The organism is Aminobacterium sp., from assembly GCF_034926885.1.
Classification (GTDB): Bacteria; Synergistota; Synergistia; order Synergistales; family Aminobacteriaceae; genus Aminobacterium.
In genome coordinates, this window is the sequence record NZ_JAYFQR010000006.1 from 1 (window position 1) to 22110 (window position 22110).

The 22110-nt window shown below is 41.8% G+C and carries 19 protein-coding genes and 1 pseudogene; 12 read left to right on the forward strand and 8 right to left on the reverse strand.

Going from position 1 to position 22110, the window contains the following annotated elements:
- Window positions 1–872: pseudogene (locus VB083_RS04310) on the forward strand (hypothetical protein); the annotation flags it as partial.
- A gap of 68 nt (window positions 873–940) precedes the next feature.
- On the opposite strand, the gene VB083_RS04315 reads toward VB083_RS04310, so the two are convergent.
- The 8 genes from VB083_RS04315 to VB083_RS04350 all read right to left on the reverse strand — a co-directional run bounded on the left by VB083_RS04315 (window position 941) and on the right by VB083_RS04350 (window position 10146).
- Window positions 941–2581, reverse strand: coding sequence for a bifunctional metallophosphatase/5'-nucleotidase (locus tag VB083_RS04315; RefSeq protein ID WP_213691568.1), 1641 nt, complete (start codon window positions 2579–2581; stop codon window positions 941–943).
- A gap of 14 nt (window positions 2582–2595) precedes the next feature.
- Complete coding sequence (locus tag VB083_RS04320; RefSeq protein WP_213695589.1) at window positions 2596–3600, reverse strand: BMP family lipoprotein; 1005 nt, start codon at window positions 3598–3600, stop codon at window positions 2596–2598.
- A 31-nt stretch (window positions 3601–3631) separates the two neighbouring features.
- Entirely contained in the window at window positions 3632–4492 is an 861-nt protein-coding gene (locus VB083_RS04325) for an ABC transporter permease (protein WP_213691566.1), read from the reverse strand.
- Between the two features lie 3 nt (window positions 4493–4495).
- Window positions 4496–5551, reverse strand: a complete 1056-nt coding sequence (locus VB083_RS04330; RefSeq protein WP_213691565.1) for an ABC transporter permease — start codon at window positions 5549–5551, stop codon at window positions 4496–4498.
- Between the two features lie 4 nt (window positions 5552–5555).
- Window positions 5556–7064 (reverse strand): ABC transporter ATP-binding protein, encoded by a 1509-nt coding sequence (locus VB083_RS04335; RefSeq protein ID WP_213695590.1) that lies wholly within the window; start codon window positions 7062–7064, stop codon window positions 5556–5558.
- Window positions 7065–7226: 162 nt separating this feature from the next.
- On the reverse strand, window positions 7227–7373 hold the full coding sequence (nrdD, locus tag VB083_RS04340) for an anaerobic ribonucleoside-triphosphate reductase (RefSeq protein WP_213691563.1): 147 nt from the start codon (window positions 7371–7373) through the stop codon (window positions 7227–7229).
- Window positions 7374–7423: 50 nt separating this feature from the next.
- A complete protein-coding gene (locus tag VB083_RS04345) occupies window positions 7424–8113 on the reverse strand; it encodes an anaerobic ribonucleoside-triphosphate reductase activating protein (protein ID WP_213691562.1) in 690 nt (229 codons plus the stop codon).
- Window positions 8110–10146: a ribonucleoside triphosphate reductase gene (locus tag VB083_RS04350; protein ID WP_213691561.1), complete on the reverse strand. Its 2037-nt coding sequence runs from the start codon at window positions 10144–10146 to the stop codon at window positions 8110–8112. Before VB083_RS04350 ends, VB083_RS04345 begins: the two co-directional genes overlap by 4 nt.
- A gap of 266 nt (window positions 10147–10412) precedes the next feature.
- Between VB083_RS04350 and VB083_RS04355 the strand changes: the two genes are divergently transcribed.
- The 11 genes from VB083_RS04355 (at window position 10413) to VB083_RS04405 (ending at window position 22110) form a co-directional block, all read left to right on the forward strand.
- Entirely contained in the window at window positions 10413–12074 is a 1662-nt protein-coding gene (locus VB083_RS04355) for a phosphoenolpyruvate carboxykinase (ATP) (protein ID WP_213691560.1), read from the forward strand.
- 40 nt (window positions 12075–12114) lie between these two features.
- Window positions 12115–13485: an MATE family efflux transporter gene (locus VB083_RS04360; protein WP_213695591.1), complete on the forward strand. Its 1371-nt coding sequence runs from the start codon at window positions 12115–12117 to the stop codon at window positions 13483–13485.
- Between the two features lie 63 nt (window positions 13486–13548).
- Complete coding sequence (locus VB083_RS04365; protein ID WP_213691558.1) at window positions 13549–13734, forward strand: hypothetical protein; 186 nt, start codon at window positions 13549–13551, stop codon at window positions 13732–13734.
- A gap of 125 nt (window positions 13735–13859) precedes the next feature.
- Window positions 13860–14693, forward strand: a complete 834-nt coding sequence (locus tag VB083_RS04370; protein WP_213691557.1) for a substrate-binding domain-containing protein — start codon at window positions 13860–13862, stop codon at window positions 14691–14693.
- A gap of 69 nt (window positions 14694–14762) precedes the next feature.
- On the forward strand, window positions 14763–15458 hold the full coding sequence (locus VB083_RS04375; RefSeq protein ID WP_213691556.1) for an ABC transporter permease: 696 nt from the start codon (window positions 14763–14765) through the stop codon (window positions 15456–15458).
- Window positions 15455–16480, forward strand: coding sequence for an ATP-binding cassette domain-containing protein (locus tag VB083_RS04380; RefSeq protein ID WP_213691555.1), 1026 nt, complete (start codon window positions 15455–15457; stop codon window positions 16478–16480). The genes VB083_RS04375 and VB083_RS04380 overlap by 4 nt, the downstream gene beginning before the upstream one ends.
- 382 nt (window positions 16481–16862) lie before the next feature.
- Window positions 16863–17333, forward strand: a complete 471-nt coding sequence (gene nuoE, locus VB083_RS04385; protein WP_213691554.1) for an NADH-quinone oxidoreductase subunit NuoE — start codon at window positions 16863–16865, stop codon at window positions 17331–17333.
- Window positions 17334–17347: 14 nt separating this feature from the next.
- Window positions 17348–17716, forward strand: coding sequence for a (2Fe-2S) ferredoxin domain-containing protein (locus tag VB083_RS04390; RefSeq protein ID WP_213691553.1), 369 nt, complete (start codon window positions 17348–17350; stop codon window positions 17714–17716).
- A gap of 14 nt (window positions 17717–17730) precedes the next feature.
- The gene (locus VB083_RS04395; protein ID WP_213691552.1) at window positions 17731–19524 is read left to right on the forward strand and encodes an NADH-quinone oxidoreductase subunit NuoF; all 1794 of its coding nucleotides are present in this window, start codon (window positions 17731–17733) and stop codon (window positions 19522–19524) included.
- Window positions 19525–19545: 21 nt separating this feature from the next.
- A complete protein-coding gene (locus VB083_RS04400) occupies window positions 19546–21567 on the forward strand; it encodes a molybdopterin-dependent oxidoreductase (protein WP_213691551.1) in 2022 nt (673 codons plus the stop codon).
- Between the two features lie 3 nt (window positions 21568–21570).
- Window positions 21571–22110, forward strand: coding sequence for an NADP oxidoreductase (locus VB083_RS04405; RefSeq protein WP_213691550.1), 540 nt, complete (start codon window positions 21571–21573; stop codon window positions 22108–22110).

Below are 22110 nucleotides of genomic sequence, written 5' to 3' on the forward strand. Positions count from 1 at the left end.
TATCGGACCAAGAATCGGAGATAGGGTTGGATGAAGCTCTTCCCGATCCGGATATGCCAGAAGAGGCTCAAGCAGTTGTAGCAGAGAAGCCCGATGAGGTAGAAGTTTTACCAGAGCCGAAGGTTGAAAAGAAGGTTTCGCTAGCTGAGCCCCTTGTCTGTAGCGTATCAGCTCGTAAGGGAGAAGGAGATACGACTTATTTCGATATTGTGGTGACGAATGTTTCCGATCATGTTGTGGATAACGTATCGATGACATTAGCGGCTATCAACGAGATTAAGTCGGGAGGAGTAGGTTGGGGGCAGGGAAGCAGCAACACTATCTCGTTGTCTCCGGGGCAGTCGACTTCTGTTCCGGCCGTGGCTATGGGAGATGCCCAGGGGATTCAGATAGTGGTAAGGAGTGGAAGTGGCTTCACGAAAGCTTTGGTGGCGAAATCCATTCATAAGAAATCTGAAAATAAAGAGGAAACAGTGAAGACTGTGGCTGGTAAGATGAGAGTTGATGGAGATTATAAAGGTGTTTTTAGCGGCAAGGGGTTTTCTGGATCTCTCCAATTGACTATTTCTGGTACCTCTGTACGTGGTGTTTTTGCTGGATCATATAAAGATTCCAAATATAAGATGGATATAAACTCGCCTTTTAAGGGAACCTATAACCCTGAGAATGCCACCATTAAAGCGTCGATTTCGGGAAAAATGACTGTAATAGACTATCACGATAGTAGATATCGTTCCGATAATGGATTTTTCTGTGATTTGAAAGGGACCTATTCAAAGGGGAGTCTTTCTGGAACGTGGTTTGGACAAAACGAATTTGATTATAATTTTTATGGCGGAGAATGGAGTGCCCAATATATAGACAGAAAATAAGAAGACCCCCCTAACTTCGCTTTTGTAGCTAAGTTGGGGGGGTGAACTATCATAGGAACGAATCTGTTCTAACGAATCGTTATTCTTCCTTCTTCTTGAAGCGTTATGTGCCCCACATGGCGAACATATTGTGCAAGACTTTCAACATCTCCTAACTGTAGACTATAGGCGGTAGGTCCTGCCATTTTAAATATGTAATGTTTGTCTCCACCTGTGCCCAACCAATCGTTAGTTGTAACTGTATAGACAGCCTGGGGATTTAAAGGTGTCCATGTTCCATCTTCGTGTTCTACTAATACGTCGACAACGCGGTTTCCAGTCTTAACAAGTTCCCCTTCGTTGTTGATAATTGCAGGTTGGCGACTTAAGTCATAAGTCACTTTAAGTCCAGCTACCTGAATGAATCCGCCAGTTGGAGTTCTCAGATTGCCATCGTACCCATCACCTTCACGAATAAGGGCAGAGGCAGAAACTTCAAGAATGTTTCGAATTTGTTCTCCCGTAAGTTCAAAACGTACAAGAGTATTACCGTAAGGAAGCATTTCATAGAGAGTCTTATATGAAACTTCCCCTGCGGGATAGACTTTGTCTCCTCTGATGCTTCCTCCGTTCATGAGACCTATTTGTGTTTGTCCATTCCAGCGAAGGGCGTCAGCAATAAAGTTTCCTATAGGAGCTTCTTGTCCTCTTACCATGATTTTTCTGGCATCTGCGTCCTGATCCATGATGCCTATAGGTTCACCTAGTTGTTCATCAAGCTTTTGCTGGAAGGGGTCAATGAGCCATGATACTCTTTTATCCATTGGGATAGCAGTCGTGAGCTCTCTGGCTACCCACGTCGAGTGCTCTTCATCAAGCTTGCCATTTTTTATGGCAACTCGGGCAATGCCTGTATATCTCCCCATTGAACCGGACTGAGTAACCATCGTTTTCCACCCGTTAGGGCCGGTTATAATTTCTGGCGTTTCGATTAATGTATGGGTGTGCCCGCCTGTAATAATATGAATACCTTCTACAGATTCTGCAATGGCTCGATCTGCGTACACTCCGATGTGAGTCATAGCGACAATAACATCGCACTCTTCCTTTTGTAGTATGTTCACCATACGTTGTGCTTCTTCAATAAGATTTTGTCCTACTCTGAATTGGCGACTTCCAGTCGTTACTGTAGCGAGTTCAGGAGCGATGAGACCAAAGAAGCCTATTTTTAATCCATTGGCTGCATACTTTATAACGTAAGGGTGATAGAGATTTTTAAAAGCTGGGAGATCCGTATACAGATTGGCGATAGTAAAAGGGAACTTGGCATAACGCATAACATCTTCGAGAACAGCAGCTCCCAGGTCAAATTCATGATTCCCCAACGTTCCAACGTCAATTCCAGCTAAATTGAGAGATCTGACTTCGGGAAGACCTTTATAGAAAAAGAAAAGTGGCCCTTCATTAATATCTCCCATCTCCAGAGCAAAAACATTCCCTGGATTTTTAGCTTTTTCCGTTCTTATAACTGTAGAAGCACGGGCCATACCTCCAACTTCAACTTTGACCTTCTCCCCATTTTTTTCTTGACTAATTGAGTATGGATAAATGTGTCCATGAATATCATTCATAGTGATGAATGTAACTGTCCCATCTGCAGCAAAGGCGCTTACGGCAAGGAGGAGGACAAGACAAAAGGCCAAAAGTCCTCTCGTTAATTTCCTTCCCATAACCTCATCTCCTCTTATTTATATTCTTCAACAACAATTTTGCCTTCCACGACATCTTTAGTAATTTCTTCAAGTTTAACTCTTACGTCTTCGGGAACAAGTTTGAGAGCACTGTCAGTCCATGAAAGTCCGACGCCGTTATTTTTCAGGTCATAAGATACGACTTGTCCTCTTGGATATGTCCCTTCCTGTTTTGCTTTTATAAGGTCGAATGCAGCGTTGTCGAGGCGTTTCAGCATAGAAGTGAGAACGACTTCAGGAGCAAGATATTCTTGTGGCGAGTCGACGCCAATAGCATAGAAGTTTGCCTCTTTTGCAGCAGCAATTACACCCTCTCCAGTACCGCCGGCAACCTGGAAGATAACGTCAGCACCGTTATGATACTGATTTAAGGCCATCTCTTTTCCTTTAGCGGGGTCTGACCAGCTTCCGACAAAACCGGTAAGAATTTTACAGTTAGGGTTAACGTACTTGGCTCCTTGTTCATATCCCACAAAGAAATTGTGAATAACGGGGATATCTTCTCCACCGACTGCTCCTATAATGGCATCTTTATTAACATGTGGATCGTTTTCTCGTGTTGTCATCATCGCGGCGAGAGCTCCTGCCAAAAAACTTCCTTCATTTTCTTTAAAGTCGACATATGTTACATGGGCTGTTTCTCCAGAAACGTCAAAATAGGCGAAATCAGTGTTTGGAAACTCGGGTGCAACTTGCTCTATAGCGTCGATAAATTCGAAGCCTACTACAAATACAAGATCGAAATTTTTAGCAGCAGTTGCTAAATAAGGAACATAGTTTGCAGGGTCGAAGTTGCATTCTACAACCTTCCCGACAATACCCAGCTCTTTCTTAGCCCGTTCAAGACCCGCATTTGCAGAGTCATAAAAAGAGGCATCGCCCAGTTTATTGGCAATAACAAGGGCTACTTTTGTTTTGTCTGCGGCGAAAACTGGTGCGACAATGACTCCGAAGAGAAGTAAGCCAGCTAAAAAAAGGCACCATATTTTTTTACTCATACCTTATCACCTCATCTGAGAGTATTTTGAATCAGGCCTGTTGTGCCCGCTTCATTCGTTTCCAGTTTTTGAAAATCAATGCAAAAATAACTAAAATATAAGGAAGCATCAGAGCTAAATGGCTTGAAAATCCAAAGGATTGAAGCTCTATCCCTACTGTTTGCGCAGCACCGAAGAGAAAAACGCCCACAACAGTCCAGAGGAGATTTCCTCCCCCAAAAATGACAGCAGCTACGGCAAGCCAACCTCGCTCTGCACTCATTCCGCTGACAAAAGCAACTAGATATGAAGTAGAAAGAAATGCTCCGGCCATTCCGACCATGAGCCCATTTATTGCGAGGGCCTTAAAACGAAGACGTATCGGAGAAATTCCCGCGGCAGAAAGAGCTTCTTCATTTTCTCCTACAGCTTTTAAACGCATTCCAAAAACACTTTTGGAATCAAAGAACCAAAAAATAAAGAAAAGAACGAAGGCTACTATTATGATTAAAGAAAGGTCACCAAGCCATGGTATGTGTACGTCTGGAATGCGAACCATACGTGGATCCCTGAATCCTCCCTTTACATGGAAAATACTTTTCATAAGAAGAATAGATAGACTATCGGCAAGAATATTGAGGGTCATTCCGACTACCCATATGTTAGCTCTTAAAAAAACGCAGAGGAGCGCGAATAACATGTTAAAAAGCAATCCCGCAGCCATGCCGAAAAGAATTCCGATAACCCAACTTTCAAAAAAATAATTGCCGCAGACGGCAAAAAAAGACGAAATGAGCATAGCTCCTTCTTGACTGATATTGAGAACACCGGTTTGTTGTGTCCATGTTCCGCCAAGAGCAGTGAGCAATAAGGGGGTAGACATTCGTATTGTTGCTCTGACAAAGTCAAGCATGGTTTAATCCTCCCTGATACGATTTGCCAAACGGTTTGCGATAGATATTCCAGCAGTTACAAAAAGAACGGCGCAGCAGACAATGACTGACACTAACTCTTGAGGGATGTCGGTCATAAGCTCCATTTGAAGGGCTCCAGAGCTCATAACGGAATAGACAAGAGCGGCGATAATTCCTCCAAGAGGAGAATAAGTAACCATCATGGCCAGTATCATTCCTGTCCATGTGTACCCAGGTGAGATATTAATGAGAAAACGATAGTGGTCTCCCATGACCAAAAGGGAACCGGCAAGACCTGCAAGGGCTCCACTTAAAAGCATGGCTGTCATTTGTCTGTTTCGTACATCAATACCTCCATATTGTGCGAAGCGAATATTCATGCGGGAAGAGCGCCAATCATATCCCCATACAGAGAGGGTCATGAGAATCGTAACAGCAACTACTGCTACTATAGCTATGTAAATGCCAGTGTTAAGAGTTCCAAAAATCTGGAAGTGGGAAAGGCGCATGGCTTCAGCAATTTTTTCGGTGCTTCCTGCACTTGTTCTTTCTCCTGCGTATGGTCCGGTAGCAAGGAAGGTCGTAAAAAGGATGGCAATGGAATTAAGCATTATTGTAAGAACAACAATATTGAGACCACGATCAAGATGTAGTTTGCCTGGAATCCAGGCCCAAAAAGCGGCTGCGCTTATTCCGGCGGCGAGTCCAAGGGGTATGAGTATAAAACCAGGCATCCCCGCAAACTCTATTCCAATAAAAGCGGCTGCAAAGGCGCCGAGATAGAGTTGCCCTTCAGCACCAATATTCCACATTCCGGCATAAAAAGCGACAGCTATACTCATTGTTGAAAGTACAAGAGGAACAGCTCGTGCTAAAGTAGCTAGAAAAGCATCGGTGTCTCCCAGAGCACCTATAATCATTTCAGCATAGGCTTCAATTGGGTTAGCTCCGTAAAAAAGGATAAGAATAGAGCCAATAAGAAGACTCAGGCCGAAAGAAATAAGAATGATGCATTGATCGCGATAGCGGGAAAACCAGTCTTTTAATGAATAATTCACGTTTTTATACCCCCTCTAACATTAAACGTCCGATAAGGGTTCGATTTGCCTCTTTTCGAGGAAGAATGGCAACTAATGTTCCTCTGTTGATAACGGCAACTCTATCGCTTAAAGATAAGACTTCGTCAAGGTCTGCAGATATGAGTAAAATAGCTTTTCCGTCTTTTCGTAAGCTAAGGAGACGATCATGTATAAAGGATATTCCACCAATATCGACACCTCGTGTAGGTTGAGAGACAAGAAGAAATTCAGGAGCCTGTTCTAATTCACGCGCCATAACAAGACGCTGCATGTTTCCTCCTGAAAGAGTTCCTGCTTGAATATTTTCATTGGCAGCCATGACGTTATATTGTTTCATAAGATTTTGAGTGAATTTTTTGATGGCGGGGAAATTTTGGAAAAAGTTTCTTTTTAAGAAGGAGGATTTATATTGATAGCCTAAAAGAGCGTTGTCTTTTAATGAGGCCAGGGGAGCTAAACCTGTTTTTATTCGATCTTCGGGGATATATGAAAAACCTTCACGTCTTCGCTTCAGAGGAGATAGGTAGGTAATATCTTTTCCCCCCATAAAGATTTGCCCTTCTTTAACGGTACGAAGACCTGAAATAGCTTCTTCAAGTTCGCTCTGTCCGTTACCGGTAATACCTGCTATTCCTACTATTTCTCCTTTATGAACTTCCAGCGAAAAATCTTTTATAGCCTCTTGGTGCCTGTCCCCGAGAACGGTGAGATTTTTTATTTCAATACAGGATTTTAATTCATGAGATGAAGTTTCTTCTAAAACAGGAATATGTACGCTGTGTCCAACCATAAGAGAAGCCAGATTTTCTGCATTTGCCTCTGCACGGGGTAACGTGGCAATATGTTTGCCTTTGCGCATGACTGTTATAACGTCAGAAATTGCGAGAACTTCATTGAGATTATGGGCAATAAAAATAATGGTTTTACCAGCTTTACGAAATTCTTTAATAATCGAAAAAAGGCCATCTATTTCTTTAGGAGACAAAACTGCTGTTGGTTCGTCGAAAATAAGAATTTCGGCTTTTCTATAAAGAAGTTTGAGTATTTCCACTCGCTGCTGAATACCTACCGGTAAAGAGTGAACAGGAGCTAAAGGGTCAATTTCGAGTCCATACTGTGAAGAGAGTGACGCAACGCTTTCTATTGCCTGCTTATCATCAAAAACCAAACCATGAAAAGGTTCGTCGCCAAGAACTACGTTTTTATACACAGGCAGCGAGGGGACAAGCATAAAATGTTGATGAACCATTCCAATTCCGTATTTCATTGCATCCCGAGGGGTTTTTATTGAAATTTTCTGTTTGTTAAGCTCGAAAGAGCCTGATGTGGGTGAATATAAACCATAAACACATTTTACAACTGTAGATTTTCCTGCTCCATTTTCACCAACTAAAGAATGAACAGTACCACTGGCTATTTCTAGAGAAAAATTATCGACGGCTTTAAGTTTCCCGAAGTTTTTAGTAAGTGCGGAAATAAACAGAGATGACATCATATCTCCCTCCAATTCCGGTGGGAAGCCTTTTTTACAATGTTTTTATTGTAGCACGATTTTAAAAAAACTGGAGTGTAAAAACATAAAGGGACCCTGAAATTCAGGATCCCTTTATGAAGAGTCTAATAGATTGTTTATTTTTATATTTTTAAGTTCTTCCTATTTTTCTTCTTTTCTTAAAACGTTATCGAATGTTTTTCTATCTTTGAATTCTTCTTTTTTCCCTTTATTCCATTGGGAGACGGGAGTTAAAAAACCTACGACACGTGAATAAACTTCACACTTAGTCCGTTTTGCGCTATTCATTTTTTCTCCTCCTTAACTTTCTCCTTAAACTCAGTTTCGTCTTTAATTCTCTAGTTACGTATTTCCACATTTAAAACATATTTTAAAGCGATCTCTTTGAAATGCTCTAATTCAGCTATTGAAAAACCACGTTGCTTAGATAGTTCATTTAAAAGAGTATTAGAAGGTCTGAAATTTTGAATAAAATATTTCTTTGAGCCTTCTATCATTTTACCTATTTTTTCAATCTCTTCTTCATCAGTAAATCCAGGTACAACGGTAGTTCTAAACTCGTGAAAGACAGAGGATTTTTCCAATAGCTTAATGGTTTGAAATATGGGTTCTATAGAACCGTTGTATCCTGCTGTCGAAACATATTGATCTGGAGATGCTTTGACGTCCATTGCAATATAATCTACAAGCTCTTTTTCCAATAAAGTCTGTATGATTTCAGGTTTGCTACCATTCGTATCGATTTTTATAAGAAAACCCATTCCTTTTATTTTTTCTACAAAATGTAAAAGATCAGAGTGTAACGTGGGTTCTCCTCCGCTGATAACAACGCCGTCAAGAAGGCCGGTTCGTTTTTTAAGCAAATCAAAAAAATCAATTTCTGAAATATGTGATGTTTCTTTTCCCACTACCAGTTCCGGATTATGACAGTAAGGACACCGAAAGTTACATCCTTTTGTAAAAATAACGGCTGAAACTTTCTCTGGATAATCGATGAGACTTGACGGAACAATACCAGCTAAAATCACTTCGTTTTCACTTCTTCCTCATATCCATTTTCTGCATCGCAGTAAGGGCAATATTCGTGAGCTCCTGGAATATAGCCATGAATGGGACAAATACTAAAAGTAGGCGTAATCGTAAAATAAGGAAGATGGAAGTTCTCTGCAATTTTTCGAACCAAACGCTTCGTGCTTTCACCGCTAGGCATACTTTCTCCTAGGAAACCATGGAAAACGGTTCCTCCTGTGTAGAGTGTCTGGAGGTTGTCCTGAAGTTCCAAAGCTTCAAAAATATCATCGGTATATCCTACTGGTAGCTGAGTTGAGTTTGTATAGTAAGGTTCTGCTCCCCAACGTCTCACTTTATCCTCGTTCGCAGCAATAATGCTATTGCCGTAACGGTCTTTATCGAGGCGTGCAAAGCGATAGCTTGTTCCTTCAGCTGGAGTTGCTTCAAGATTGTAAAGATTGCCAGTCTCTTCCTGAAAATCTGAGAGACGTTGCCTCATAGCTGTCATCACTCGAGTTGCAAATGCCATCCCTTCGGGGTCTGCAATGGTTTTACCCATAAAGTTCATCAATGCTTCATTCATTCCGTTAATGCCAATCGTATTAAAGTGGTTATTCCAATACATTCCAGTTTCTTCTCTTATAGAGCGAAGATAGAATTTAGAGTAAGGATAAAGGTTTGCGTCTGTTAATCGTTCAAGAATTTTTCGTTTTATCTCGAGACTTTCTTTTGCTATATCCATAAGTTCAAATGTGCGCTGTAAAAAGTTCTCTTCATCCTTGGCGAGATAGCCGATACGAGGCATATTTAAAGTCACGACACCTATTGATCCGGTCATGGGATTCGAACCAAAAAGGCCACCGCCTCTTTTTCGGAGCTCTCTATTGTCCAAACGTAGACGGCAACACATAGAACGAGCATCGTCTGGACTCATATCGGAGTTAATGAAGTTCGAAAAATATGGGATTCCATAACGAGCGGTCATGTCCCATACCGAGTTGAGCACGTCATTATTCCAATCAAAATCCTGCGTTATGTTGTATGTGGGAATAGGGAAGGGGAAGACTTTGCCTGTAGCGTCTCCCTCTAGCATGACTTCCGCAAAAGCGCAATTGAGCATATCCATTTCTTTCTGGAAGTCCTTATATGTTTTATCCATAGGTTGACCACCTACTATCGCTGGAAGGCCACCAAGAACAGCAGGGGGGATAAGGTCCATCGTAATATTCGTAAAAGGTGTCTGGAATCCTACACGGGTAGGAACATTCAGATTAAAAATAAATTCTTGTAGAGCCTGCTTTACCTCACGATATGTAAGATTATCGTAATAGATAAAAGGAGCCAGATATGTATCAAAATTAGAAAATGCCTGAGCTCCAGCAGATTCTCCTTGCATCGTATAGAAAAAATTAACAATTTGTCCAAGCAAACTTCTAAAATGTTTCGCTGGCTTACTGCTCATTTTCGTCTGTACTCCAGTAAACCCGCTTACAAGAAGATCATAAAGGTCCCAGCCACAACAATATACTGAGAGGTTACTCAAATCATGAATATGCAAATCACCTGCAATATGGCGTTCCCGTACTCGAGGTGAATATATCTCTTGAAGCCAGTATTGAGCAGTTAGTTCAGATGCAATATAGTTATTAAGCCCTTGAAGGGAGTAACTCATATTACTGTTCTCATTGACTTTCCAGTCTAGCTTTTTAAGATACTTGTTGATCATGTCTGCTGCACTGCCGAGAAGTTTTTGCGTATCTCTCATTTTGGCGTGCTGCTCTCGATACAGAATATATGCTTTTGCTATAGAGGCATATCCCTTCTCTATCAGGAATTTTTCCACAAGATCCTGTACTTGTTCTACGGTAGGAATTCCTTCCTCCTTATAGAAAATTTCAAGAAGAGAAACGATTTGCCGAGTAATTTCTTGGCCGACTTCTGCGGGGTTTGCATGATTAACAGCTTTAGCCGCTTTCATTACAGCCGTTGTAATTTTCTTTTCATCGAAGGGTACTTCATGGCCATCTCTTTTCCGTATTCGATGTATCACAGTAGAGGCCTCCTTAATTATGGGAGTAATTTCAAATGCACGAGGTCCGATTATACAGTGCTTTATAGAAAAGACCAAATGTTTATATGAGTCTATATAGCGTCATTTATAATATTATAACGCTATATGTATGGATTTTCTTCGTACTTCTCTTTTTTTCTCTTTTTGCTTCTAGTCGGAATCGTGTGCATATTGTAAGATGAATGACATCTTGTCTTCTGATATTTTTAACATTTTATGAGCCAGTGGAGAAAAGGAGTGTTCACATGGCGACTTTCGGAAATTACAAAGATGACGAATCTTTCAAAAAAATTACCTCACGAATCAGAACCACCATCGAAACTGCTTTTTGGGGTAATAACGTTTTCCATATAACAACACCGCGTGAAGCATATGAACTCGCAAAAAGAAGCCCTGGAACAGTGGAACTGACGGGAATGCCAGTATATGAACCGGAATGGCAGGGACTTCCAACGGGATGCAATGTCCTTCTTTTTAATGATGGAGCTGTCGTAGGACGGTGCGCAGCAGCGAGACGTATTATTGGTGAGCCTAACGTGTCTCTTGATGAGTACGCGACAAAGTTGCGGGAAGCAGTCTACAATATGCGCTATAAAGATTTATATGCTACGGAAGCTGTTATTGGTCTTGAGAAAGACTTCATGGTTAGAGCCCACCTTCTCATTCCTAAAGGGCATGAAAATATGCTCTATAATTGGGTTCTAAATTTCCAGTATATAAATAAAATTTACAATGAAATGTACAAAGAGTCTAAAAAATATGTTGAGGGTGATATCTATATATTGGCAGATCCAGACTGGAAACATCCAGATCATCCTTTAGGCTTGTCACTTTTTGATCCAGAGCATAATTGTGCTGCTGTTTTAGGAATGCGTTATTTCGGTGAGCTAAAGAAGGGAACACTGACATTGGCGTGGGGAACTGCCGTACGCAATGGTTTTGCTTCGTGTCATGGAGGATTAAAAAGATATAATCTTTCTGGAGGGCGTTCCTTTGTTGCCGCTGTTTTCGGCCTTTCCGGGTCGGGAAAATCTACTATCACTCATGCTCGGCACCAAAATAGATATGATATTACCGTACTTCATGACGATGCTTTCGTTATTAATCTTAAAGATAGGTATTCCATAGCTTTGGAACCTTCGTATTTTGATAAAGTTCAGGATTATCCTATGGGGTGTGATGATAATAAATTTATTGTTACGCTTCAGAATTGCGGAGCGGTGCGTAATGAGAATGGCCTTGTTTGTGCCGTTACAGAGGATCTCCGTAATGGAAATGGAAGAGCTATAAAGTCTAAACTTTGGTCTCCAACTCGTGTCGATCGAATAGATGAACCTATAAATGCTATCTTCTGGCTAATGAAAGATCCAACTATTCCTCCAGTTCTCAAACTTACAGATCCGGTTTTGGGAGCAACTATGGGGGCAACATTAGCTACGCGAAGAACGACGGCAGAACGTCTTGCTCCTGGAGTTGACCCGAATGCTCTTGTTTTTGAACCCTATGCTAACCCCTTCAGAACGTATCCGTTAAGCATAGATTACAATCGCTTTAAAGCCCTTTTTGATAGTGGTGTAAACTGTTATATTCTAAATACGGGAGATTTTATGGGCAAAAAAGTGCAGCCTTGCCATACTCTTTCAATACTCGAATCAATCATTGAAGGGCATGCCTCCTTTAAACCTTTTGGCCCGCTGCGTACAATTGAAATAATGCATATCGATGATTTCTCTGTTTCACTCAACGATGTGAACTATAAAAAAGAAATTTTTGCTCGCATTAAAGATCGAATTGCTTTTGTTAAATCAAGAGAATCGGAACGGGGAGGAGTAGATAAGCTTCCCAGAGAAGCTCTTGAAACTCTTCAAAGTTTAACAAGGGAGTTAGGATATCCCGGAGAAAATTAACAATAGTATCGAAAGAATTTTATTTGGTAGGTGAATAGATGTGGAGACTACAAGAAGGATGGGGGAAGAGTCAATCCCCCGTCTTCTTTTTCATTTTTCAGCTCCTGCTATAGTGGGACTGCTTGCTAATGCTTTATACAATATTGTTGATAGAATTTTCGTAGGTCATGCAGTTGGACCTATGGGAATAGCTTCTATTGCTGTTGCTTTTCCCTTTATGATTGCAGGTATTGCAGTGGGCCTGCTTGTGGGAGTCGGCTCTTCTGCTCTTATTTCAATTTCTCTTGGAGAGAAAAAGAGACGACAAGCAGAAGTTATTATGGGGAATGCAGTTGCTCTTCTTGCCATAGCAAGTGTTTTAGGCGTGATTTTGGGGTGGCTTTTCCTAGACGATATTTTGCGTTTGGGGGGAGCAACTGATTTATTATTGCCAGAAGCCAGGAAATATTTGCGAATTATTCTTATGGGGGTTCCCTTTTCTCTTTTTAGTTTTGGTTTTAACTACTTTATTCGAGCTGAAGGATCTCCCCGTTTTGCAATGATGACCCTCCTTCTAGGGGCCGGGGCAAACATCGTTCTTGATGCAGTTATGATAATGGGGCTTAATATGGGGCTTGAAGGAGCTGCTTTTGCTACCATTACTGCCCAGCTTATAGCTGCTTTATGGGCAACATCCTTTTACGCGAGGAATAAAGGACGTTTACGTATTCGATTGATAAATTTACGATTGCGCAAAAGAATAGTTAAAAGGATTGTTTCCATAGGAATGGCTCCTTTTTTACTTGAGGCGACCTTTACTTTTATTTTAGGGCTACTGAATCAAGTTTTGAAGGTTTATGGTGGAGAAATAGCTATATCAGCTCTGGGAATATTTTTTAGTCTTGATTCTATGCTTTTCCTTCCTGTTTTGGGGATCGGTGAAGGAGCTCAACCTATCATAGGGTATAACTTCGGTGCTAAACATATCGACAGGGTTAAATCGACGGTGAAGTGGGCACTTGCCGGAGCCTTATCGTTTTTCGGTTTGAGCTTTATTATCGTTTTCTTTTTGGCCCGACCTCTCGTTATGATTTTTAATACGACGAGCCCAGAACTTATTAATCTAGCAGCAAGAGGGCTTGTTATTTCTTACAGCTGCGTAGTTTTTGCTGGGATTACAATCATTGCATCATATACGTTTCAGGCTTTAGGTTTGGGCCGTCAGAGCTTAATACTCAATATTATGAGGCAGGTTATTTTTTTCATTCCGCCGCTTTTAATCCTCCCTCCTCTTCTTGGAACTGATGGAGTTTGGTTGGCATTTCCATTCTCTGATGTGGGAGGAGGCTTATTCGGTGCCTTTTTACTACGGCGCCAATTTCGGGATTTTGAGCGCTTTAGAGTCGAAGAAAAGGATAACGAAAAAATATAATGCAACCGGTTGCATTATATTGAGTGTTGACGTATAATGCTTCCTATGAGGGAGGCGATGTCTATGTGGATGAAAGACATGAACGGAAATTGGTATAATAGTGAGCATGCAGTTTCGAGCAAAAAGATGAACGAGTGCCAGGGATATTGGCAGAAGGATTCTTATGGCAATTGGTATTGTGCAAAAGCGGATTTCTCCCTCATTCGTGCAACGTCTAAAATGTCTTTGTCGTTAGGAAGAGCCTCGTAAATATTTTCTTATTACGTTATAGTATAAGTATTTAATATTGAATTTAAATATTCGTTATGATATGTTGCCCTCATAGGCTTAAAGCTTGTGAGGGTTTTATTTTATGTAAAGGAGGAATAGTCAGAATGTGTAAAATGCAAAAAAAGATTGTAGCTTTTCTTTTCGTAGCGCTCTTTGTTTTTGCTTCTTGTGCCTGGGCTGAAACACCAGTATTACGTATGGCGACTACAACGAGTACAGACAATACCGGATTGCTTGACTACCTTGCTCCTCTTTTCAAAGCCGATACAGGTATTGAATTACAGTGGGTTGCCGTTGGAACTGGAAAGGCCCTGGAATTAGGTAAAAATTGTGATGTAGATATATTGCTTGTTCACGCTCCTGATACAGAAAAGAAGTATGTGGAAGATGGATATGGGGTAAATAGACGACAAACAATGTACAATGATTTTATTATCATCGGTCCTAAAGATGATCCCGCGAGAATTAAAGAGCTGACTGTTGTTGAAGCTTTGAGTAAAATAGCGTCTTCCAATGCTTCTTTTGCAAGTCGAGGAGATAAATCAGGTACACACATTATGGAAATGAACCTTTGGAAAGAAGCTGGTTTAGCGCCTGATAAAGAGGCATGGTATATACAGACTGGTCAAGGAATGATTAATACGATCAATATAGCGGCAGAGCGCTCTGCATATACAATGACTGATCGTGGAACTTTTATCAAATATGAGGATGTAAGCAAAGGGAATTCACCTTTTGCAATAGTAGTAGAGGGAGATCCCGTTCTAAGAAACCAATATAGTGTCATTGCTGTTAACCCTGCCCGCTGTGACAATGTCAAGTATGATCTGGCTCTTAAATTTATAGATTGGATCGTCTCTCCTCAAGTTCAGGAAAAAATAGGAAAGTTTGAATTGCTTGGAAAGACTCTCTTTTTCCCGAATGCTGATGCGCAGTAAAAAGCATATTTTATAGAGAAAGCGCTGCCTTAACAGGGTGGCGCTTTCTTTAACTGGAGGAATATCTTTATGGATTATATTTCTCAAGGAATTTTAAAAGCCTTCAGTCTTCTTTTATCTGGTGATGCACAGACATGGTCTGCTATTGTAACTACATTAAAGGTGTCATCTCTTTCTATTTTCCTCACTCTTCTTATTGGTATTCCGGCAGGTTTTTTTCTCGGGAGCGTTCCTTTTCCGGGGAGGAATATTATTCGAACCTGTGTTGACACGCTCTTGGCTCTTCCCACAGTGGTTGTAGGATTGCTTGTTTATTCTTTTATCTCCAGACGGGGTCCATTGGGATCATGGGGATTGCTTTTTACAACTGAAGGCATTGCTCTGGGACAAATTGTATTGGGATTACCTATAGTCGTAGCTCTTACCGCTTCTGCTATCGAAGGACTTGAAGTGCAACTCCGCCAGACACTTCTGACTCTTGGAACAACAAAGAGACAGCTTACATTAAGTACTCTATGGGAAGCTCGTTATGCTGTTATAGTTGCCGCAATAACAGCATACAGTCGTATTATTTCAGAGGTGGGAGTGTCAATGATGCTTGGTGGCAATATAAAATGGCATACTCGTACTATAACAACAGCTATTGCGCTTGAAACAGGCAAGGGCGAGTTTGCTATGGGCATCGCTTTGGGTTTGGTTCTCTTATCACTTGTTTTAGTGGTCAATTTGATGCTTGCTGAGTTTAAGCGGAGGAGTGCGGCATGAGCTCTATATATTCTCTTAAAAAAGTCAGACATTTTTATAGCGGACGTTGTGTGCTCGACATCCCAGATTTAGATATAGAGCAAGGTGAAATAATAGGACTTCTCGGTGCTAATGGTAGCGGAAAAAGTACCCTTCTTCGCATTCTTGCTTTTCTTGAAAGGCCGACAGAAGGTGAACTCTATTTTAAAAACAGAAAAATAGAAACTTTCTCGGTGGAAGATCGAAGATCAGTAACGCTCTTGTTGCAAGAGTCATATCTTTTGAAAAGAACGGTATGGGAAAACGTTGCTTTTGGTTTAAAAATACGTGGAATCAGTGGTAAGGAATTGTTTAAAAGGGTGGAGCAGGCTCTTCTTTTTGTTGGTCTTGAACCTGAAAATTTTGCGAAAAGAAAGTGGTTTGAACTCTCTGGAGGAGAAGCTCAACGTGTTGCTCTTGCAAGTCGCCTTATATTAAGACCTCAGGTTTTACTTTTAGATGAACCCACAGCTAGTGTCGACCAAAATAGTGTCGATTTAATGAAGCAATCTATCAAAGTTTGGCGAGAGAAATGGGGGACAACTATCTTTCTTGTTAGCCATGACGATATTTGGATTAAAAGTCTCGCGGACCAAATTATGAGCTTATCGGAAGGGAAACTCTCTTTTTCCGCACGTGATAATCTCATAAAAGGGATTTGGGAAAAAAAGGGAGACATGGCAAAACTTTACTTGCAAGATGGACAGGTGATCACCTCTTCTGTTTTTCCTGAAAAGGGAGAAAATCTTTATATTAATCCTTCCGCTATTGTTCTCTCGGTAAAAAAGGTAGACGGAATTTCGGCTCGGAATTCTCTGTATATGCTTGTTGACAGTCTTACATATGAAAATGGCAACAATTGTGTTCTTGTTACACTTTCTGTGAGGGGCCTCACCCTGGTTGTTCGAATAACTCCTGAAGCGGCCCAGGAACTCAATATTGTTCCTGGAATGTATGTTTGGGCTTTTTTTAAAGCGACATCATTTCATACTTCCCAATATTAGTTTTTTTGAATAATGGACGCAATATACACTTTTCAGTTGGGTTGTACAGTTTTTATTCATGTGATAGCATGAACGTGGAATTTGAAAATTCCTTTTCTTCAGTTCATCACCTCTATGGAAAAGTTTGAGGGGCCAAGAGATGACAATAATGGAACCCCTCTCGAAAAGAAAACTGCCGGCCGCTTTCCGAGGGGGAGCGGCTTTTATCTATATTGATGATTTTTCTGTGTCTTTTGTATGGAAAATACGTAATATGGTTTTTTTCTAAGATTGTGAAAGAGATAGCAATTAATGTTGCTATCTCTTGTTCTTCATAAAGAGCATTTGCTTTGAGAAAAAGTTCCCGAAGTCATTTCGGGAGTTCACAACAAGGAGGGGAATCATGTCACAGGTGGAGTTGGAACGAATCCAGAAAACGCGGGAAATTGTGGCTCCTTGGAAGGGAAAGAAAGGTGGTCTCATTCCTATTCTCCAGGAAGCTCAGCACGAATTCGGGTACCTGCCCCCCGAAGTCATGGAAACAATCTCCAAAGAGCTTAAGATTGCAAAAGCTGAAATTTATGGAGTAGCGACATTTTATGCACAGTTTCATTTGAAACCACGGGGCAGACATGTTGTTCGAGTTTGTCGAGGAACGGCTTGCCACGTTCGTGGCAGTTTGAAAATCCTTGACAAGGTCAAAGAGCTTACAGGCGTTAGCGAAAACGAAACAACTGATGATTTACGATATACGATAGAGCCGGTCGCCTGCCTTGGTGCATGTGGACTAGCCCCTGTCATGATGGTAGATAACCAGACTTTTGGACGTCTTGCCCCTGACATGGTGGCCGGAATACTTGCTAAGTTCGAATAACGAGGAGGACGGCAATGGCTAAAATTAATAATTTGGAAGAGCTTAAAAAAATTCGCGAGAAATCTAAAGATTTAACTTCAGCCCGTTCCGAAGGAAAAGTCGTTATTATTGTTGGTATGGGAACTTGTGGAATTGCTGCAGGAGCCCGCGAAGTAATGACTGCTATTATGGATGAAGTTGAGAAGAGAAAGTTGACTGATGTCAATGTGCAGACAACCGGTTGTATCGGTATGTGCCAGAATGAGCCTTTAGTAGATGTTATTCGTGACGGGATGCGTATTACATATGGTAATGTGAAACCTTCTGATATCCCCGTCATTATTACTGAACACGTTGTTAATGGTCATGTCGTTGAAAAACTGGCCATTGGCAGAGCCGACTAAGGGGGGGAGTCAGAATGCCGATCTATCGTTCTCACGTTCTTATCTGCGGAGGAACTGGATGTACCTCTAGTGGATCCCATGATGTGATGGACGCATTCCGAGAAGAACTTCGTAAACAAAAACTTGACAGGGAAGTCCTCGTCGTTCCTACAGGTTGTCACGGTATGTGTGAAATGGGGCCTATCGTTGTTGTTTATCCAGAGGGAACTTTCTATTGCAGGGTTGCTGCAGATGATGTTAAGGAAATAGTCTCCGAACATCTTTTAAAAGGACGAATTGTTCCCCGGCTTCTTTATACTGTTTCAGAAGAAGCTCCTAAAGTTCCTCACTATAAAGAAATTCCTTTCTATGGAAAACAGCATCGTATAGCTCTCGAAAACTGCGGCTATATCAACCCGGATAATATAGAGGAATATATTGTTCGGCATGGCTATGAAGCTTTAGGTAAAGCTTTGACGGAAATGACTCGCGAGCAGGTTATTGAAGAAATAAAAACTTCTGGCTTGCGTGGCCGTGGGGGCGGCGGATTCCCTACAGGCTTAAAGTGGACTTTTTGTGCTAGGGCTCAAGGAGACAAAAAATATGTTATTTGTAACGCTGACGAAGGGGACCCAGGCGCATTTATGGACAGGTCAATTCTTGAAGGAGATCCCCACGCCATAATCGAAGGAATGATGATTGGAGCGTATGCTATAGGGGCCAATGAAGGATATATTTATTGTCGTGCCGAGTATCCCTTGGCAATTCTGCGTTTAAAGACAGCTATAGCAAAGGCTGAAGAATATGGCCTCCTTGGAGAACATATTATGGGTACTGATTTCTCCTTTAATTTGCATATCAAAGAGGGAGCAGGAGCCTTTGTTTGTGGTGAAGAAACAGCTCTAATGGCTTCTATTGAGGGACAGCGGGGTATGCCCCGTCCACGTCCTCCATTCCCTGCCAATAAGGGGTTGTGGGGAAAGCCTTCGAATATTAACAACGTTGAGACATGGGCAAATGTCGCTTATATCATTCGTCATGGTGGTGCTCATTACGCTTCGATGGGAACAGAAAAATCTAAGGGAACGAAAGTTTTTGCCCTTACAGGAAAAGTTAAACATACTGGTCTTGTAGAAGTTCCCATGGGTATCACCTTGAGAGAAATTATTTTCGATATAGGTGGCGGCATCCTTAACGATAAGAAATTTAAGGCTGTTCAGATTGGAGGCCCCAGTGGAGGATGCCTTACGGAAGAACATCTTGATATTCCCGTAAGCTACGAGTCTCTTGCAGAAGTTGGAGCCATTATGGGATCCGGCGGAATGGTCGTTATGGACGAAGATAACTGTATGGTCGACGTTGCTAAATTCTTCCTTGAGTTTACACAGCGGGAATCATGCGGAAAGTGTACTCCTTGCCGAGAGGGAACAAAGCAAATGTTGTTGCTTCTTAACAAAATTACTGAAGGTAAGGGCACGATGGAAGATCTCGAAAACCTGAAAAACCTTGCCCTTATGGTCAAGGAAATGTCTCTGTGTGGATTGGGACAGACTGCTCCTAACCCCATACTTACGACTCTTCGTTACTTTAAAGATGAGTATATTGCTCACGTACGAGACAAAAAATGTCCGGCAGGTGTCTGCCCTGCACTTATTGAATTCTCCATCGACCAGGACCTTTGTAAGCGTTGTGGCCTTTGTGCTCGAAACTGCCCGGTACAATGTATCCCTGGGGATAGAGCGTCGGGGTACACCATCGACACAGAGAGATGTATCCGTTGCGGCACCTGCTATGATAAGTGCCCCTTCGGAGCCATTATCAAAGGTTAGTGTGGCAGGGAGGATGCGAATATGAGCGAAATTACTCTGAACATTGATGGAAAAGTTTGTAAGGGAACTGCAGGGGATACTATCCTTGGAGTAGCCCGTAAAAACGATGTCTACATTCCGACCCTTTGCTACCTTGAGGGTATTTCTGCTATAGGTTCATGTCGTATGTGTGTCGTGGAAGTGGAAGGAAGCAATAAACTTCTGACTTCATGCACAACACCAGCTACAGATGGCATGGTTGTTCACACACAAACAGAAAAGTTAAAAGAATATAGACGTCAGATTCTTGAACTTCTTTTTGCTGGAAGAAACCACTTCTGTATGTTCTGTTCACAGAGTGGAGATTGCGAACTGCAACGTCTTGCTATTGAACATGGAATGGATAAGGTTCGCTATCCTTATCTCTATGCGGATTTTCATAATGATGCGTCAGATGAAGATTTGCAGGTAGACCATAACAGATGCATACTTTGTTTGCGCTGCATCAGGATTTGTGATGAGAAAGTTGGAGCACATACTTTAGATCTTGAAAAACGGGGTTGGAACGCCAGCGTAGTCTCCGATCTTGGTAAAGTTCTTGGTGAAAGTGACACATGCGTTTCTTGCGGAGCTTGTGCTCAGGTTTGCCCCACTGGAACTATTACCATCCGCGATTTTGTCTATCGTGGGCGTCGTAACGATTGTGACGAGGTCGTTGAGAGTATTTGCCCTCTTTGCCCAGTAGGATGCAAAATAAAGGCATATGTCAGAACGGGCAGCATAACAAGAGTTGAAGGTGCTTCAGTAACAAGTCCCGATGGAGGGCAGCTTTGTCATAAAGGCCGTTGGTGGCTGCCTGAATCCACAGAAAGAGAACGTCTTTCTGTTCCTATGATCCGTACTGGCTCAACATTCCGGGAAGCATCTTGGGATGAAGCTCTCGGACTCGTTGCTGATAAACTGAGAACGGCCAAGATTGAAAAGAAGGCTGGCGCCCTTGTATCAGGGCTTTCTACAGACGAAGAACTCTCTGTTATTTCAGACTTTTTCCGTGATTCTCTGAAAATAGACAAAATCGATTGCTTTAATGGGGATACCCTTCGTGGTTTTGAAGAAGGTTTCAAGCCGTTCTTAAGTCAGGGAGTGCGCCCCTTTACAGCAGCTCATAACATACTTGACAGTGATGCCATTATTGTTATTGGCGGAGATCCTCAGAATGAAGCTCCTGTAGTTGCCAGCTATATCAGAGTAGCTACAGTGAAGAATGGTGCAAAACTTATTAACTTCTCGGCCAAGGATAATCCTTTCGAGGATATTACAGATGCTGATATCCGTATATCGGCAGAAGTTCTTCACGGTGCTCTCGTTTCCTTTACCGAAGCTGTTGCAGGAAGAGAAGATGCCGAGAACCGTATTTCTTCAGTAGCTGATCTTGCGAATATGGAGCCAGAAGAAATAGCAATAGCGGCGAAATATTTGGCCGATGCAAAAAAACCAATTGTTGTATTGGGGTCAAGATTGGCCAAACATCCGCAGATTGTTATGGAAGCTGTAAATATGGCTATTACAGCCAAAGGCGTTTTTGATGATGGGCTTGGACTTGTTCCTATGATTCTTAGCGGGAATAGTCTTGGTGCCTGGAATACTGTTTTAGGCAAGACTCCTTGGCTTGAAACAGCAGATCTTGACTTCCTGTATGTTAACTCGACAGGTATGGTTGCCGAAGATCCCAAGTCTTTAGAAGCTATGAACAAAGCAAGATTTGTTGTTGTCCACACTCCATATATGGTCAGTCCCTTGGTTAACATGGCAGATGTTTTACTTCCGATGCCTGCATGGTATGAGCGAAGCGGCCACTTCTGCACTCTGGAAGGGGAGCGTCGCCGCATGAATATGGTTGTTCCTCCTAAAGAGGGGCTTCGTGGTTTGTCAAAGGTTTTCCAGGATTTGGCGTCTAAAATGGGTGTTTCTCTCTCTACATCTTCGGCGTCACCTTGTGAAAATGCGTTTAAATCGAAAATTTCTCCAGATAAGGCCCAAGTGGTCTCCTCTGAGGAGGTGTAGAATATGTCTAAACCAAAAGTAGCTACTGTCTGGCTTGAGGCATGCGCCGGATGTCATATGTCATTTCTTGATATTGATGAACGGATTATAGACCTCCTTGAGAAGGTAGATCTGACGGCTACGCCTGTGACAGACATAAAAGAATTTCCAGAAGTCGAAGTTGGCGTTATCTCTGGAGCCTTGGGAAATGAAGAGGAAGTACATCTCGCCAAGGAAATGCGGAAGAAATGCAAGATCCTTATTGCATGGGGAGATTGCGCTGTTTTTGGCGGAATTAACTGTATGAGAAACTTCATGAAAGCAGAAGACGTACTGAAAGAAGGATATATCAATACTGTCTCTACAGTAAATCCTCAGGGCATTATCCCTGGAGAAGATATTCCTAAATTGCTACCCCATGCCGTGCCTGTAGATTATGAAGTAAAAGTTGACGTGTATGTTCCCGGATGTCCTCCGGATGCAGACACTATTTACTATGTTTTCCAAGAAATTTTGCAGGGACGTATTCCTAAAGTGCCTGTAGATATGATGAGATACGATTAG